Annotated in this window: 16 protein-coding genes; 7 read left to right on the forward strand and 9 right to left on the reverse strand. The window is 53.5% G+C overall.

What is annotated here, in order from left to right:
* Window positions 1-20: 20 nt before the first annotated feature.
* Complete coding sequence (gene iolG / locus ACYJL1_RS06685) at window positions 21-1,010, forward strand: inositol 2-dehydrogenase (RefSeq protein ID WP_460897602.1); 990 nt, start codon at window positions 21-23, stop codon at window positions 1,008-1,010.
* Between the two features lie 49 nt (window positions 1,011-1,059).
* On the opposite strand, the gene iolB is transcribed toward iolG, so the two are convergent.
* The 6 genes from iolB to ACYJL1_RS06715 form a co-directional block, all read right to left on the reverse strand.
* Window positions 1,060-1,857, reverse strand: a complete 798-nt coding sequence (gene iolB / locus ACYJL1_RS06690) for a 5-deoxy-glucuronate isomerase (RefSeq protein ID WP_460897603.1) — start codon at window positions 1,855-1,857, stop codon at window positions 1,060-1,062.
* Between the two features lie 3 nt (window positions 1,858-1,860).
* On the reverse strand, window positions 1,861-2,082 hold the full coding sequence (locus ACYJL1_RS06695; protein WP_460897604.1) for a DUF3329 domain-containing protein: 222 nt from the start codon (window positions 2,080-2,082) through the stop codon (window positions 1,861-1,863).
* Window positions 2,079-2,963: a myo-inosose-2 dehydratase gene (gene iolE, locus ACYJL1_RS06700; RefSeq protein ID WP_460897605.1), complete on the reverse strand. Its 885-nt coding sequence runs from the start codon at window positions 2,961-2,963 to the stop codon at window positions 2,079-2,081. Before iolE ends, ACYJL1_RS06695 begins: the two co-directional genes overlap by 4 nt.
* 31 nt (window positions 2,964-2,994) lie before the next feature.
* Window positions 2,995-4,845, reverse strand: a complete 1,851-nt coding sequence (gene iolD / locus ACYJL1_RS06705) for a 3D-(3,5/4)-trihydroxycyclohexane-1,2-dione acylhydrolase (decyclizing) (protein ID WP_460897606.1) — start codon at window positions 4,843-4,845, stop codon at window positions 2,995-2,997.
* A 74-nt stretch (window positions 4,846-4,919) separates the two neighbouring features.
* Window positions 4,920-6,860, reverse strand: a complete 1,941-nt coding sequence (locus ACYJL1_RS06710) for a bifunctional 5-dehydro-2-deoxygluconokinase/5-dehydro-2-deoxyphosphogluconate aldolase (RefSeq protein WP_460897607.1) — start codon at window positions 6,858-6,860, stop codon at window positions 4,920-4,922.
* Window positions 6,861-6,983: 123 nt separating this feature from the next.
* A complete protein-coding gene (locus tag ACYJL1_RS06715) occupies window positions 6,984-7,826 on the reverse strand; it encodes a MurR/RpiR family transcriptional regulator (protein WP_460897608.1) in 843 nt (280 codons plus the stop codon).
* 125 nt (window positions 7,827-7,951) lie between these two features.
* On the opposite strand from ACYJL1_RS06715, the gene ACYJL1_RS06720 reads away from it, so the two are divergent.
* Complete coding sequence (locus tag ACYJL1_RS06720; RefSeq protein WP_460897609.1) at window positions 7,952-9,061, forward strand: Gfo/Idh/MocA family protein; 1,110 nt, start codon at window positions 7,952-7,954, stop codon at window positions 9,059-9,061.
* 6 nt (window positions 9,062-9,067) lie between these two features.
* Here the strand turns inward: ACYJL1_RS06720 and ACYJL1_RS06725 are convergent, their stop codons facing one another.
* Both ACYJL1_RS06725 and ACYJL1_RS06730 read right to left on the reverse strand, forming a co-directional pair.
* The gene (locus tag ACYJL1_RS06725) at window positions 9,068-9,709 is read right to left on the reverse strand and encodes an NrsF family protein (protein ID WP_460897610.1); all 642 of its coding nucleotides are present in this window, start codon (window positions 9,707-9,709) and stop codon (window positions 9,068-9,070) included.
* Window positions 9,696-10,250 (reverse strand): sigma-70 family RNA polymerase sigma factor, encoded by a 555-nt coding sequence (locus ACYJL1_RS06730; protein ID WP_460897611.1) that lies wholly within the window; start codon window positions 10,248-10,250, stop codon window positions 9,696-9,698. Before ACYJL1_RS06730 ends, ACYJL1_RS06725 begins: the two co-directional genes overlap by 14 nt.
* 250 nt (window positions 10,251-10,500) lie before the next feature.
* Here ACYJL1_RS06730 and ACYJL1_RS06735 point away from each other — a divergent pair, with 250 nt between their 5' ends.
* The 5 genes from ACYJL1_RS06735 (at window position 10,501) to ACYJL1_RS06755 (ending at window position 14,517) form a co-directional block, all read left to right on the forward strand.
* Window positions 10,501-10,788 carry a pentapeptide MXKDX repeat protein gene (locus ACYJL1_RS06735; RefSeq protein WP_460897612.1) on the forward strand — a complete coding sequence of 96 codons (288 nt, stop codon included), beginning with the start codon at window positions 10,501-10,503 and terminating at the stop codon, window positions 10,786-10,788.
* A 93-nt stretch (window positions 10,789-10,881) separates the two neighbouring features.
* Window positions 10,882-11,754 (forward strand): cytochrome b/b6 domain-containing protein, encoded by an 873-nt coding sequence (locus tag ACYJL1_RS06740; RefSeq protein ID WP_460897613.1) that lies wholly within the window; start codon window positions 10,882-10,884, stop codon window positions 11,752-11,754.
* Entirely contained in the window at window positions 11,751-12,524 is a 774-nt protein-coding gene (locus ACYJL1_RS06745; protein WP_460897614.1) for a molybdopterin-binding protein, read from the forward strand. Before ACYJL1_RS06740 ends, ACYJL1_RS06745 begins: the two co-directional genes overlap by 4 nt.
* Before the next feature lie 99 nt (window positions 12,525-12,623).
* Complete coding sequence (locus tag ACYJL1_RS06750; RefSeq protein WP_460897615.1) at window positions 12,624-13,292, forward strand: HAD family hydrolase; 669 nt, start codon at window positions 12,624-12,626, stop codon at window positions 13,290-13,292.
* Window positions 13,293-13,437: 145 nt separating this feature from the next.
* Window positions 13,438-14,517: a Tim44 domain-containing protein gene (locus ACYJL1_RS06755; protein ID WP_460897616.1), complete on the forward strand. Its 1,080-nt coding sequence runs from the start codon at window positions 13,438-13,440 to the stop codon at window positions 14,515-14,517.
* 88 nt (window positions 14,518-14,605) lie between these two features.
* Here ACYJL1_RS06755 and ACYJL1_RS06760 read toward each other — a convergent pair whose 3' ends face one another.
* Window positions 14,606-15,238 carry a LysE family translocator gene (locus ACYJL1_RS06760; protein ID WP_460897617.1) on the reverse strand — a complete coding sequence of 211 codons (633 nt, stop codon included), beginning with the start codon at window positions 15,236-15,238 and terminating at the stop codon, window positions 14,606-14,608.
* Between the last annotated feature and the right edge of the window lies 1 nt (window position 15,239).

Raw genomic sequence — 15,239 nt, forward strand, 5'->3', positions numbered from 1 at the left:
TCTTTCCATGAGGTAATGAAATGACTGTACGTTTTGGTCTGCTGGGTGCGGGCCGCATCGGCAAGGTTCACGCCAAGGCAATAGGCTCCAATCCACGAGCAGAGCTTGTTGCGGTTGCCGACGCATTCGAACAGGCCGCCACAGACCTGTCTGCTGCCTATGGCTGTGAAGTACGCACTATTGATGAGATTGAAACTGCCGGCGATATAGATGCTGTCATCATCTGTACGCCGACGGACACACATGCGGATCTCATCGAGCGTTTTGCGCGCGCTGGAAAGGCCATATTCTGCGAAAAGCCAATCGACCTTGATGTAAAGCGGGTTGAAGAGTGCCTTGCAGTGGTAAGGCACACCAAGGCAACATTGATGGTAGGCTTTAATCGCCGGTTCGACCCGCATTTCGCAGCTGTGCGCAAGGCAATTGATGATGGCGCAATTGGCGACGTGGAAATGGTTACAATCACCTCGCGTGATCCCGGTGCACCGCCCGCGGAATATATCACACGCTCTGGTGGCATCTTCCGCGATATGACCATTCATGACTTTGACATGGCGCGTTTCCTGCTTGGCGAAGAGCCTGTCGCGGTGACTGCGCATGCTTCTGTTCTGGTAGATAAGAAGATAGGCGAGCTTGGCGATTATGACAGTGTCAGTGTCATTCTTTCAACGGCTTCGGGCAAGCAGTGTGTCATTTCAAACTCGCGCAGAGCGACATATGGCTATGACCAGCGCATTGAGGTGCATGGCTCCAAGGGAATGGTCGCCGCGGAAAATCAGCGTGCAGTTTCAATTGAAGTCGCCAATGGCAATGGCTATACGCGCCCGCCACTGCACGACTTCTTCATGACGCGTTATACGGAAGCCTATGCCAACGAAATCGCGGCTTTTATTGAAGGCATTGCTTCTGGTGCACAAGCGACTCCCAGCGGCGAAGATGGACTGATCGCGCTGGCACTCGCCGACGCCGCCCTGCGGTCGGTAAAAGAAGGCAAGACGATTACGATGTAATTTTCGAACTGCAGCTTCACCGTCTCCGGTGAAGCTGCAGTTGATGAAGCTATAGCTTCGTCAACCATTCATGCTCGGCAGCATTGTGGAACTTCCATGTACGCTTTGGGCCGGCCATTACATTGAGGTAATAGAGGTCATAGCCATGGCAGGCCGCGCAAGGATGATATCCTTTAGGCACCATGACCACATCGCCATCCTCAATCGCCATGGCTTCATCGAGAGAGCGATCATCCGTATAGACACGCTGGAATCCAAAACCCTGGGGTGGGTTGAAGCGATGGTAATAGGTTTCTTCCAGATAGGATTCAGCTGGAAGGTTATCCTGATCATGCTTATGCGGAGGATAGCTGGAAGTATGTCCGCCGGGCGTGATCACCTCGACCACGAGAAGAGAATCCGCAGGCTCGTTCTCAGGAAGAATATTGGTGACGTAGCGGGTGTTGGTGCCTTTGCCGCGCGTTTCCTGACCAAGATCATCCGGCGATATGACGCGCACGGGCAGCCCGCCATTGAGGCTCGGTGCGGAGCAGACGGCAAGTTCGACGCCAGTCTCGGCTGAGATGGACCAATCTGAACCTTCAGGCAGGTAAACCGACCACGGCTTGCCATCGAATGGTGACATGCGCTCGCCAAGAAGGCCAAGATCTTCACCATTGGCAGTTACCTTACCTTTGCCGGTCACAAAGACAAGACAGACTTCCTTGTCCCCTGTTCTTCCGCTCAGCGATTGCCCGGCTTCCAGCCGGTGCAGGTCAAAGCCTACATAACTCCATCCCGCGCTTTCAGGCGTTACATTGGCTACATGGCCTGTACCATCCACGGCCTTGATCAAGAGTTTTGACATGGCTCACTCCTTCTCGACATTAATGTCCGCTGGCGGAACCGGTTCCGACGCGTCGTAGATGATGAAGAATTGCCAGACGCCATAGCCTGCGAAGCCCAATGCAATAATGCCCCAGAACGGCGTTCCGGTGACAAACTCGAAAATCGCCCAGGCGACGCAGAATGCCACGACGGCAATTCTGCGCCATAAGGGGCGGAAAAATGGATGGTTGGAGTCTTTAGTCACGCAAGCCCTGCTTCCTTTATGAAGCGGCTGAGATTGGCGTGCCCAAGCTTGGAGTATGTTGCCGGATCAGCTTTCTTCGGATCCTGCTCAGCTTCGACAACGACCCAGCCGCTATAGAATTTGAGTTCCTTGAGAACCCGAACATAGTCGATCATACCGTCACCGGGAACAGTGTAAACGCCTGCAAGAACGCTATCAAGGAACGACCAGTCTTCGCGGTTCGAGGTCCACATGACATCTTCGCGGATATCCTTGCAATGGACATGGCCGATACGGGCCTTGTAGTGCCGTGCCAGACGCGCTGGATCGCCGCCACCCCAAGTGGCGTGTCCTGTGTCGAGCAGGAGATTCACTGCATCTCCGGTGACCTCCATGAAGCGGTCAATCTCGGATTCCGTCTGAACGACAGTTCCCATATGGTGATGATAGACGATTTGCAGGCCATAGGTCTGCTTGATGGCTTGCGCAAATCGGGTATAGCGCTCGCCGAAGACTTTCCAGGCAGATTTCAGCAATACTGGTCTGGCCGAAAGTGGTAGGTCCTTGTTGGAATGGATGGCGTTCGACGTTTCAGCTGCAATAAAAACAGTGCAGCCCATATCTTTCAACAGCGTGGCATGACCTTTAACAGCTTCCAACTCTGCATCCACATCGCGGACCAACAACTCAGTTGAGTACCAACCGCTGACAAGGCTGTGGCCATAAGCGTCGAGGATAGGACGCAATTTTTCAGCGGTGCGCGGAAATTTATTGCCAAGCTCCATGCCGGTGAATCCGGCAGCTTTTGCCTGTTCAAGGCAGGTTTCCAGTGGAATATCGCCACCAATCTCCAGCATGTCGTCATTCGACCAGCCGATAGGGTTCGCCCCGATACGGATCATTCTTCAGTTCCTTTGGTTAGCAGTAAACAGTTCAATTGCCGACGTGCTGTAACTTCAACTTTTGTTCATATTCCTTGCGTGCAGCATTTACCTGGCTGCGCTGGCTTACCTCAGGTACTGCGACATCCCACCATGTGCCGCCGTCTTCTGTCGAGATAAGCGGATCGGTGTCGATGACAATAACTGTGGAGCGGTCGTTATCTTTAGCCCTTGTGAGGGCAGTTTCGAGGTCAGCAATTGAAGAGACTTTCTCCGAGATCGCGCCGAGGCTACGGGCATGGGCAGCAAAATCAATGTCGGGCAAGACTTCGTGCTTCGAATCTTTCAGAAGATTATTAAAGTTTGCCCCGCCTGTGCCCATTTGCAGCCGGTTGATGCAGCCATAGCCACGATTATCGAGAAGTACGACGGTGATACGCTGACCGAGCATGACTGAAGTGGCGAGTTCTGAATTCAGCATCAGGTAGGAACCATCGCCGATCATGACAACGACTTCATCATCCGGCTTAGCCATCTTGGCACCCAGCCCGCCGGCAATTTCATAGCCCATGCAAGAGAAACCATATTCCGCATGATAGGAGCCGGGAGCACCTGCCTGCCATAATTTGTGCATTTCGCCCGGCAATCCGCCAGCGGCGTGGAGGACCGTTGCCTCAGCGCCAAATGTACGTTGCACGGCGCCAATGACTTGTGCATCCGAGGGCAGTGCTGCGTTGGTCGGTCCGGTAACTTTTGCAGCGGCTTTTTGCCATTCGGCTTTTCCGGACTTCGCATTCTCTGTCCAGCTTGCGGGTGCCTTGTATTCCTGCAAAGCGGCAGTGAGTTCGAGCAATCCTTCTTTCGCATCCGCAACCAATGGCAGAGCGCGATGTTTCGCAGCATCAAAGATTTGGACGTTAATGCCGATGAAAGACTTGGCAGAATTCTGAAAGAGTGACCACGAACCCGTCGTAAAGTCTTGCAGGCGTGTACCGACAGCAATGATTACGTCAGCCTCTTGCGCCAGCCGGTTGGCCGCTGAAGTGCCAGTTACCCCAACAGCTGCCATATTGAGTGGGTGTGTGTCTGGCAGCGAAGACTTGCCGCCTTGCGTTTCGCAGACAGGAATACCGGCCGCTTCGACGAAATCTGCCAGTTCTTTTGAGGCTTGCGAAAAGATGACGCCGCCACCGGCGATGACCAAAGGTTTCTTGGCCGATTTCAATGCAGCAACAGCGGCGGCAAGCTCGTTGCGATCTGGTCTCGTGCGCCGCTGTGACCAAACGCGTTTTTCGAAAAAGCTTTCCGGATAATCATAGGCCTCTGCCTGAACATCCTGGCAAAGGGCCAATGTAACCGGGCCACATTCTGCCGGATCGGTCAGCACTGTCATGGCGCGGGCGAGGGCGGGGATGATCTGTTCAGGTCGGGTTATCCGATCAAAATATCGGGATACAGGCTTGAAGCAATCATTGGCGGAAACAGTGCCATCGGCAAAGGATTCGACTTGCTGCAGAACCGGGTCCGGAATGCGGTTTGCAAAAACATCGCCGGGAAGCAGAAGCAGAGGCAGGCGATTAACATGGGCAAGGGCGGCAGCTGTCACCATATTGGTCGCGCCCGGACCAACGGAACTCGTCACGGCCATCATACGCTGGCGGAAGCTTGCCTTTGCATAAGCGATGGCTGCATGCGCCATAGCCTGCTCATTATGGGCGCGATAGGTCGGCAGTTCATCGCGGATATGATAAAGCGCTTCGCCAATGCCAGCCACGTTTCCATGGCCAAAGATTGCCCAGACACCGGCAAATATAGGTACTTCTTTGCCATCCATTATGGTCATTTGCGCGGCAAGGAAGCGTGTCAGTGCCTGCGCCATTGCCAGGCGTACAATATTGCTCATATCAATCTCCTCCCGATTCAATTTTCCGCAATGACGGATGGAAACCGGTCCCGCTATTTCTGGAATTGCACTTGCTATGCCGCTTTTGCATTGCGGCTGGCAAGCCATGCCTTGGTCAATTTTTCGAAGCGATCAGCCATATCATGAATCGCGGCCTCGTCGGTCAGGTTGCCTGACAGCCAGCCTTCTGCCGCATCCATGAAGAGGGTCCGGCCAACGGCAAAACCTTTCACGATGGGCGCATGGGCGGTTGCGCTGAATGCGGCTTTCAGCTCATCATGCGGGGCTTCCAAGCCGAGGAGAACAACACCGCGACACCAAGGATCGTTCTTTTCAACGACCTGTTCAATATTCTTCCATGCTGCTGCCGATGCTTGCGGTTCAAGCTTCCACCAGTCGGGTTTGATGCCGAGTGCATAGAGCTCTTCTAGCGCGCGGGGAATAGTATTGTCATCAAGAGGGCCGTGTTTTCCGGCGATGATCTCGATCAGCAATTCCCGGCCAACCTTGCGGGCTGCCTCAAAGAGCGTGCGCAATTTTTGCTGCTGTTCAAGCTTGAGATCGGCAGGATCATCCGGGTGATAAAAACACAGGCATTTGATGCAATGATCCACTGGCCATTCGGCAAGTTGGGAACCAATATCCTGAGAGAACTCAAAGCGTAACGGGCGCGATCCTGGAAGTTCTACCGGGCGCCCAAGCCAGTCAAAATTATGGCGCGCAAACTCGAACATGGCTTCGCGACCGAACTTCTCGTCCAGCAACATGCCATAGCCACCGCGACCATCGGCAACTTTTGCCGCGGCCTTGACCGCCAGCTGCTTGAATTCCCCGACCTTCGATATGTCTGTACCGAGTTTTTGGCAAAGATCTTCGAGCTGAACACGATGATCAATGGCAAAGGTCATCATTGAGGGAATATCGCGCCGGCGCGTTGTCGCCCAATGGATATGGTTGATGGCCTCATCCTTGCGCAGAGCATGATGTTTGCTGCCATGCTCAAGGAAGTATTGCAGCTCCGCAAAAGTGGGTATTTCCGGCGAGCACAGCAGGCGCGAAACGGCGAATGCGCCGCAGGCATTTGCCCATGTCGCGGCGGTTGCAAGAGACTCGCCGCCCAGCCATCCACGCAACAAGCCGGACATGAAGGCGTCGCCTGCTCCAAGAACGTTGAACACTTCGATGGGAAAGCCCTTGCCGACAATGCCGTCCTCAAGGTTGTCGGAAATAGATCCCTCGTAAACAATGCAACCCATTGGTCCGCGTTTCAGGACAATTGTTCCTTTCGACAGGGCACGAATGGTCTTGAGGGCGCTTAAGAGATCATCTTCCCCGGAGGCTATCAGCACTTCTTCTTCAGTACCAACGATCAGGTCGCAATCAGGCAGTACGGTTTTAAGGTGGTTTGAAACCGCGTCGGATGCGATATAGCGGCTGTCGCCATCGCCGTGACCGGCGAGACCCCAAAGATTAGGACGATAGTCGATATCGAACACAACTTTGCCGCCTGCTTCTTTCATCAGGCGAATGGCCTTGCGCTGGGCGGCATCAGGTTTCGGCTTGGAGAAATGCGTGCCGGTAACGACGATAGCGCGGGCTGAAGCGATGAATGCAGGGTCGATGTCGCTTTCTTCCAGCGCCATGTCCGCGCAGTCTTCACGGTAGAAAATCAGCGGAAAGCTTTTATCGTTCTCAACAGACAGAATAACCAGGGCGGAAAGACGCTGCGGATCCGTAATGATACCCTGCGTGGCGACGCCTTCGCGGATCATTTGCTCACGGATGAAACGCCCCATCTGCTCATCGCCGACACGCGAGAGTAGAGCCGAGCGCAAACCAAGCCGCGCGGTGCCGATGGCAATGTTTGCAGGGCAGCCGCCGACGGATTTGGCAAATGAGGTAATATCCTCAAGCCGTGAGCCGATTTGCTGGCCATAAAGATCAACGGATGAACGCCCGATAGTGATGACATCAAGCGGCTTGCCAAGGGGCTTGGCGCTTTCAGTTCTATCCATGTCGTCCTCCCGATATTCTGATCGTATGTCCCGTGCCGCGACGGTCGGTAATCTCCTATATGAAATAATAATTCTATCAAGTCGTCAATATGGAATGTATATTCTTTTTGATATTCTGAAGGCTCAGAGATTGCGCCGCCGCTCCGCAACGCTGACAGTTAAAGCCATCGCAAGTGCCATTGTACCGGACAGGGACCGGAAGCCGGAGAAATCACCCTCTGCTGCTTCGAACCAGACTTTTGCCGATTGGGCGAGGGGCGAAAATGCGCTGTCAGTGATTGCGATGACGGATACGTTGCGGGCAGCGAGCGTGGCGGCATGCTCTATTGTTGCTGACGCGTAGGGAGAAAAGCTGATTGCTATGGCGGCATCAGCCGGACGGGCGAAAGACAGGATTTCCGGATCAATCCCCGCTGTGGATTCAATCAACTGATTGCGGATTTTGAGTTTGCCAAAGGCGTAGGCCATATAGGCAGTAATCGGATAGGACCGTCGACGGGCCAGAAGATAAATCGTCTCAGCACCTGCCAGGATATCCACTGCCCGGTCCAATACATCATCTTCGAGCTGCCGCGAAATTGTCTCTATCGACTGGCTGGCTGCTGTAAGAAAGCCGTTGAGAATCGCACGATTTTTCGAGAGGCCATCCGTATTGCCATGCAGTGCGGAAAGCCGCTCCTCATAAGAAATCTGCCGTTCGCGCAGACGTTCGCGAAAGACAGACTGCAGGCTGGTAAAGCCATCGAATCCCAGATGCTGGGCAAACCGGATAAGGGTTGAAGGTTGCACGCCCGCCGTATTGGCGATGCTTGCAGCGGTGCCAAAGGCAATCTCGTCCGGATTGCTCAGGGCATAGGCGGCAATTTGCGCCAAGCGTTTAGGCAGTATGTCCCGCCTTTCGAGGATCAGGCTACGCAATGCATCGAAGTCCCGCGGCAACTCCGCTCCATTGTCCATAGTACCCATCCGAATCATTCTCTAATGGCCACATCTTACAAAGCAAAATATTTATATCAAAGTGGATCAGTTATTCCATTTTTGTTTGTTATAGATTATTTCATTCGCTATTCGCAAGCGGTGGAGACGAGTCAATGCTGGGTATTGGACTGATTGGAACGGGTTTTATGGGCAAGTGCCACGCTCTGGCGTGGAATTCGGTGCGCGCTGTCTTTGGTGACGGCCCCGACATATCCTTGGTTCATCTTGGTGAGGCCAATGAAAATCTTGCCGTAGAGCGCGCAAGCCCATTCGGCTTTCGTCGCGCATCGGGTGATTGGCGCGAAGTCATCAATGATCCGCAAGTTGATGTTGTTTCGATCACTACGCCAAACCAGTTTCACCCGGAAATGGCAATTGCAGCCCTTAAGGCTGGCAAGCATGTCTGGTGCGAGAAGCCGATGGCACCGGCTTTTGCCGAGGCGGAAGCCATGGCGGCCACTGCCGCTCAATCAGGAAAAGTGGCGGCGCTAGGCTATAACTACACGCAAGGCCCCGCGATCCGCCATATCCGCAAGCTTCTGGATGAAAAGATTATCGGTGAGGTCAATCATCTGCGCATTGAGATGGATGAGGATTTCATGGCCGATCCCGATGCGTTGTTCTACTGGAAGCACGAAGCATCATCCGGCTATGGAGCGCTTGATGATTTCGCCGTACATCCTTTGTCATTGCTGTTTACACTGTTCGGGCGTGTGTCGCGTGTGATGTGTGACATGGCAAAACCCTATGCAAGCCGCAAGACACAAGATGGCACCAGCCGTGCTGTCGAAACCTATGACAGTGCGAGTGTTCTGATGCACATGGAAAACGGGGTCGCCGGTACTTTGCAGGTGAATCGCTCCGCATGGGGGCGCAAGGGCCGCATCGCATTGCAGATATTCGGGTCGAAGGGGTCCATCCTCTTCGATCAGGAGCGCGCGAATGAATTTCAGCTTTACGTGACATCGGACCGTCCAACGGAGCAGGGCTATCGCACGATCCTTACAGCGCCGCATCACGAGCCCTATGGCCGGTTTATTCCTGCCCCGGGCCATGGCCTTGGCTTCAACGATCTGAAGATCATTGAATGCCATGAACTGATCAAGCGGATAGAAGGCCAGCCAGCGCATTTGATCGAGTTTGCAGACGGGCTGGAGATCGAGCGTACCGTTCATGCCATGGCACGCTCGTTCAAGGATCAACGTTGGGTGGATGTCAGATAGTGTCTGTTACCATCTGAGAAAGAAGCGCCCGGCCACAGCGCCGATGAGGCCGGGTATCAAAACGCCTAGCGTATACCAGACAGCGACAAATGGCATGGCACTTTCCGTGCAGTGAAAAGAGTATATCACTGAACCGATTGCACCAGCCGCGATACCAGCGGCAGCACCCGCCATGGTCAGGCGGGTGGGCGCGAGACCGCGCAAAACCCAGAATGCACCGATCAGCAGCGGCATGGATAGCACTACAATATTGAATGTGCACACTGCGACCGATCTGCCGGTCAGCATGCCCGGTTGAGCTTCTGGCGGTGCCATAGCGAATATCCCCGCCGCCAATATTCCGAATGCAAACAGGGCGACTGCCATCAAAACCAAATTGATGACAATGCTGCCAAGCGGATAGGCGATGCGCTTGACAGCCCACGCCCCGATAACTGCGAGAAGAAGTGTATAGGCGAGTTTTCCCCAAAAGGGCATTGTGGCAGAGGCTTCCGCAAGATCCGGCCGCATGCCCAGCCACCATACCATCAGAAGCCAAGATGCCGCAAAGCCTAGGCCAAGACCCACGGCAAGCCGCTTGGCTACACTCGTGCGGGGTACAGGTTTCAGATCGCGCGCGAGACGTGCGATCAAGTCATCCGTTGCCATGTGCACGTCCTTTCAGTTTTGCGGCAATCGCCTTGATGCCTCTGTGTATGCCGACCTTCACCGCCGATTCCGAAAGGCCGGTGCTTGTCGCGACCTCTGCTATGGATTGCCCCTCAATTTTTGTACGGTAAATCAACTCCCGTGATTTCTCCGGTACCGACTGCAAAAGGCTTTCCACGTCCATCCGGTCTGCTGCTGCATCGGAATAATCTGCTGGTATCAAGTCTTCAGCAGTATCCAAAGGCACCGTTGCGCGAATTTTATTACGGCGGAAATGGTCTATCAATTTGTATCGTGCGATAGCGTGCAACCAGGCGGTAAACGGGCGATCTGTCTCATAAGTTGCCCGTTTGATATGCAGTGCCATCAATGTCTCCTGCACAAGATCGTCAGCGTCACCCTTATGTGCCTCGGAAAGTCGCCGCAAAAAATAAAAACGCAAATGCTTTGCTACATCATTCAAAAGAATGGCGTAGCTGCGCGCATCTCCTGCAAGACTTGCAAGCATCAATTCTTTCAGTTGCGTTTCGACAGAATGCACTCCGGTTTGATTCCTTATTCGCACGGGTGGCAGAAAGGTTACAGCATCACGCAAGATAGCGGGACGTCAATGAGACCAGCATAAATTTGCGACTGCCAATCACCAATCCGTGATCCTTGTAACCAATTACCCACCCGGTTCGTATTGGTTGATGTGACTGGCAACAAAGCGCCGGAATTGGTGAGTGTCAAACACATCCCGAAACTTACGGGCACGTTTATCGTATATGAATAAACCAAGGAGAATGACCATGAATGTTTTCACGCGTAGTATAGCTCTTTCGGCTTTCGCACTTGCCGCTGGTTTTGCCAGTGTGAACTTGGCTGCTGCCGAAGATGCCATGAAGGCAGAACCTGTGAAAAAGCAGGATGCGATGAAGCATGATGCAATGCAGCCCGATGCAATGAAGGCTGACCCGATGAAAGGCGACGCAATGAAAACCGATGCGATGAAGGGTGATGCGATGAAAGGCGACGCTATGAAGGGCGACGCCATGAAACCGAAAAAGCCCGACGCAATGGCTCCAGCTGCAAACTGATATAGACTAGTTCTACCTGTCCTCTCCCCTGTTGGGGGAGGGGCGCAGTCGCACAGTAAAGAAACACTGGAATAACAGCCCGTGGAGACTTGAATGACGAGCGTCACTTCCGGCACAGCGCTGAACAAAAAAACGGGGAAAGTCTTGGTATATCGCCATTCTTTGGCGGTGCGTGTTACCCATTGGCTGAACGTTTTGTGTCTCAGCTTTCTTTTGATGAGTGGCTTGCAAATATTCAACGCCCACCCGCATCTCTATTGGGGGCAATATGGCGCCGATGCTTTGCCTGATCCGGCATTTGTCTCCATTGAGGCCTATGCTGATGGAGACAGCATGAAAGGCGTTACGAGCATTGGACCATTTCAATTTACGACCACGGGAGTGCTGGGCGCGTCGAAGGTGAATGGAGAATTGACACCACGTGCTTTTCCGGCATGGGCGACAATCCCGAGCTATCAAGACCTTGCTACCGGAAGGCGTTGGCATTTCTTTTTTGCCTGGTTCTTCGTGATCAATGGCTTCGTCTATATGATTTACGGACTTGTCTCGCGGCATTTCCGTCGCGATCTCCTGCCTACAAAAGCGGAGTTGACACCGAAGCATCTCGCTCACGAGATTGCTGATCATGCACGTCTGCGCTTCCCAAAGGGGGAAAAGGCCCGACGTTATAATTCATTGCAGAAACTTGCCTATATCGGGGTGGGGTTTATTTTACTTCCTTTGATGGTGCTGACGGGTCTCACCATGTCTCCTGGCTTCAATGCAATCTTTCCTTGGCTGCTGGATGTGTTTAGTGGTCGCCAGTCGGCCCGAACAATTCACTTCATCGCGGCCACGCTGGTCGTTGTCTTTGTACTTGTACACATCGCCATGGTTCTCTTATCCGGCGTCTGGAACAATATGCGCTCAATGATAACCGGCTATTACGCTTTGAAGCCCGAAGCAGATAAGGAGACAACCAAATGAGCGTCGATCTGACACGACGCCGTTTCCTGATTGGTTCAGGCATTGCGGCGACAGGCATTTTGACAGGCTGTGATGCGCTGGTACGAAGCCCAACCGTCAATTCTGTTCTTGAAAAGGGCGAGTGGCTTTCGATGAATGCTCAACGTCTGCTTTTGGGTGGTCAGCAATTGGCCCGTGAATATAGCGAGGCAGATTTATCACCGGTGTTCAAGGCCAATGGAACGCAGCTGCCTGAAACAGATATCTATAAGCAACTTATCGACAATAATTTTGCCAATTGGCGACTTGAGGTCGGTGGCATGGTCAAGACGGCCAAGAGCTTTTCAATGGCAGAGTTGAAAGCCATGCCAGCGCGCACACAAATTACCCGCCATGATTGCGTCGAGGGTTGGAGCGCGATTGGCAAATGGACCGGCGTTCCGCTTGGGCTGGTTTTGGAGCAGGTCGGTCTCGCGCCAGGAGCGCGTTATGCGGTGTTCTATTGTGCGGATGATTATGAGCAATCACTCGACGGCAGCGGCCTCTATTATGAAAGTATCGATCTGGTGGATGCGTGGCATCCACAAACGATCCTTTCCTACAGCATGAACGGCAAAGATCTTGAGATTGCTCATGGTGCGCCCTTGCGGATGCGTGTCGAGCGCCAACTGGGGTACAAACATGCAAAATATCTTATGCGGATTGAGCTTGTAGACAGTTTCAAGAATATCGGCTCCGGCAAAGGCGGGTTCTGGGAAGATCGAGGTTATGAGTGGTATGCCGGTATTTGAGGGCGCACGATGTGGCTCGTCAAAAAATTGATACCAGTCTTTGCTGCATCCGGTTCATCTGACATAAGAGGCGAAACAATCTGCTAGAGAGAGATTTTCGTGTCCACAGCCTCCGCCTTCGATAAAAGCTATGCAGCCTTCCTCTTTGACATGGATGGTACCATTCTCAATTCCACCGTGGCGGCAGAGCGCGTATGGAGTAAATGGGCCGAATCTCATGGGCTTGATGTAGCGGCATTCATGCCCACCATGCATGGTGTCCGGGCAATTGATACCATCCGTCGTTTAGGCTTGCCTGGCGTTGATCCTGAGGTTGAGGCTGCCAAGATAACGGAAGATGAAATAAACGACGTAGAAGGGGTGATGGCGCTTCGGGGAGCGGCGGCCTTTCTTGAAAGCTTGCCACCTGAAAAATGGGCCATCGTGACGTCCTCGCCGCTTGAGTTGGCGAAACGACGCCTTGCGGCGGCGGGTATTCCTGTGCCGCGTACGCTTGTGACAGCCGAAGATGTCAAGATCGGCAAGCCGAATCCGGATTGCTATCTGTTGGGTGCGCGCAAGTTGGGCGTTGATGCCCCAGATTGCCTGGTCTTTGAGGACGCTATTCCCGGCATCTTGGCTGGAGATGCCGCCAAAGCCGATGTTATGGTGATTACGGCTACCCACAAGCATCCAGTCGAAACCACGCACGCGACTATAGCCGATTACGAGAATGTGGTGTTGCAGATTGATGTGGGCGGAAGATTATCCATTGTTAAGCGCGGCTGATCGGAGAGATTTTTACAGCCTTGAAGGACAAACGGAGAATTGATTGATATCCCTTCGATACAATTTGCTGGTTGTCCTTTTAATCCTTGCAATATTCCCCCATATGTAGCGCGGACGTCACGTGACGCATAGTGAGGAGATTTGCATGCCGCTGGTACTATTCAAGCTCAGTTGGACCACCCTTAGTAAGATTGCCGCGATACTCGTTATCGGACTGGCTGTCAGCTTTAGCGCAGTCTATGAGGCTGACGCACGTCGTGGCGGCGGCGGATTTGGCAGCCGTGGGTCGCGGACTTTCGCTGCACCGGCACCGACGCGTACTGCGCCGACCAATGCAGCGCCTATCGAACGCACGATGACGCCGCGGCAGCAGGCGCAGCCCGGTGCAGCACAGACACAAGCTGCACAACAGCAGCGGCCTGGTGGATTGTTCGGCGGAATGGGTCGCTCGCTGATTGGCGGTCTGCTGGTTGGCGGCCTTATCGGAGCCTTTCTTGGAAACGGTTTTGGCGGAATGGCCGGATTGTTCGGTATGCTGATCCAGATTGCCCTAATCGCTGGTATTGCCATGCTGGCCTTGCGCTTTTTCCGTTCTCGCCAGACATCTTCGATGGCTCCTGCCGGTGTTGCAGGGCAGGCATTTGGCCGAAATGCATTTAACGACCAGCCAGCGTCATCTTCGTCGATGCGTGTTCCGACCATCGGGTCGGGATCAAAGCAAAGTAGTTCTACCAGTGGTTTCGGTTCGGCGAGCGCTGCTGCCAGTGGTGGTGCCAGTTATGCCAAGCAACAGCCGGGAAAACTGGTTCCGGAAGATGAAATTGGTCTGACCCAGAACGACCTTGATCGTTTTGAATCCTTGCTGACCGAAGTCCAGACAGCCTATGGCAAAGAAGACTATGCGACCTTACGCAAGATCACCACGCCGGAAGCCATGTCATACCTGGCTGAAGAATTGGGCCAGAATGCAACAGATGGGCTGCGCAACAGTGTGACTGACGTCAAGCTCGTCCAAAGTGACATTGCGGAAGCATGGGCAGAAGGCGATCGGCACTATGCAACTGCTGCACTGCGCTATTCCAGCATCGATGCTATGCTTGACCGCAACACGGGCCGAGTTGTCAATGGCGATGAAGGCGAGCCGAGCCTGATCACTGAGATCTGGACGTTTGTGCGTGAGGGCGGCAATGAATGGAAGCTTGCGGCCATTCAAGACGCTGCCTGATCAAATTCGGACCAAATGCGGCGCGGCTCCATTTGCTATATGGGGCCGCGCCGTACCTTTTTGCCAAGCAAGATTTTTGGATGCTGGCTCAGCTTTTTTGCAAAGCCAGATGCGTGCCAAGACCCACAAGCATTGCACCGCCAGCACGCTGCATAAGCCTTTGAGCGCGGTTCGACCGCTGTAACCGGGCGAGCATTGCACCCGCGAGAAATACGCACAACAGATCCGCCGATGAGAATACCATGTTGACGATTGTTCCAAGGAGAATGAACTGCACCCAAACAGGAAACGCAGCCGATGGATCAATGAACTGGGGTAAGAACGCAAGAAAGAAAATTGCCGTTTTCGGATTGAGAACCTCTACTGTTACACTTTCATAAAATGCACGTTTGCCGGACTTCTGTTTAACGTGAGCCGAGTCGATTCCGCCGTGTGTCTTGGTGCGAAAGAGTGAAATCCCCAGCCAGATCAAATAGATCGCGCCAGCAAACTTAACCAGCATGTAGAGCAGCGGTACGGCATGGAAAAGTACCGACAAACCTGCTGCTGCTGCGACAACATGAACATACCCGCCAAGATGAATGCCGAGTGATGCCATAAGGCCTGACCAGCGTCCTCGGGCTATTGTCTGTGCAGCTGCATAAAGCATTGCGGGGCCAGGGATAAAAGCGAAGATTGCAGTTGTTGCCAGAAAGGCTATGAAAGTTTCCAGAGGCGGCATG

It is taken from the genome of Phyllobacterium sp. K27 (assembly GCF_054796155.1).

Excerpts from the sequence above, each read along its gene's own strand:
- iolE (WP_460897605.1), bottom strand. The coding sequence starts at position 2,963 with ATGATCCGTATCGGGGCGAACCCTATCGGCTGGTCGAATGACGACATG.
- ACYJL1_RS06735 (WP_460897612.1), top strand. The coding sequence starts at position 10,501 with ATGAATGTTTTCACGCGTAGTATAGCTCTTTCGGCTTTCGCACTTGCC.
- ACYJL1_RS06745 (WP_460897614.1), top strand. The coding sequence starts at position 11,751 with ATGAGCGTCGATCTGACACGACGCCGTTTCCTGATTGGTTCAGGCATT.
- ACYJL1_RS06720 (WP_460897609.1), top strand. The coding sequence starts at position 7,952 with ATGCTGGGTATTGGACTGATTGGAACGGGTTTTATGGGCAAGTGCCAC.
- ACYJL1_RS06740 (WP_460897613.1), top strand. The coding sequence starts at position 10,882 with ATGACGAGCGTCACTTCCGGCACAGCGCTGAACAAAAAAACGGGGAAA.
- ACYJL1_RS06760 (WP_460897617.1), bottom strand. The coding sequence starts at position 15,238 with ATGCCGCCTCTGGAAACTTTCATAGCCTTTCTGGCAACAACTGCAATC.
- ACYJL1_RS06755 (WP_460897616.1), top strand. The coding sequence starts at position 13,438 with ATGCCGCTGGTACTATTCAAGCTCAGTTGGACCACCCTTAGTAAGATT.
- ACYJL1_RS06715 (WP_460897608.1), bottom strand. The coding sequence starts at position 7,826 with ATGGGTACTATGGACAATGGAGCGGAGTTGCCGCGGGACTTCGATGCA.
- iolG (WP_460897602.1), top strand. The coding sequence starts at position 21 with ATGACTGTACGTTTTGGTCTGCTGGGTGCGGGCCGCATCGGCAAGGTT.
- ACYJL1_RS06710 (WP_460897607.1), bottom strand. The coding sequence starts at position 6,860 with ATGGATAGAACTGAAAGCGCCAAGCCCCTTGGCAAGCCGCTTGATGTC.
- iolD (WP_460897606.1), bottom strand. The coding sequence starts at position 4,845 with ATGAGCAATATTGTACGCCTGGCAATGGCGCAGGCACTGACACGCTTC.
- iolB (WP_460897603.1), bottom strand. The coding sequence starts at position 1,857 with ATGTCAAAACTCTTGATCAAGGCCGTGGATGGTACAGGCCATGTAGCC.
- ACYJL1_RS06725 (WP_460897610.1), bottom strand. The coding sequence starts at position 9,709 with ATGGCAACGGATGACTTGATCGCACGTCTCGCGCGCGATCTGAAACCT.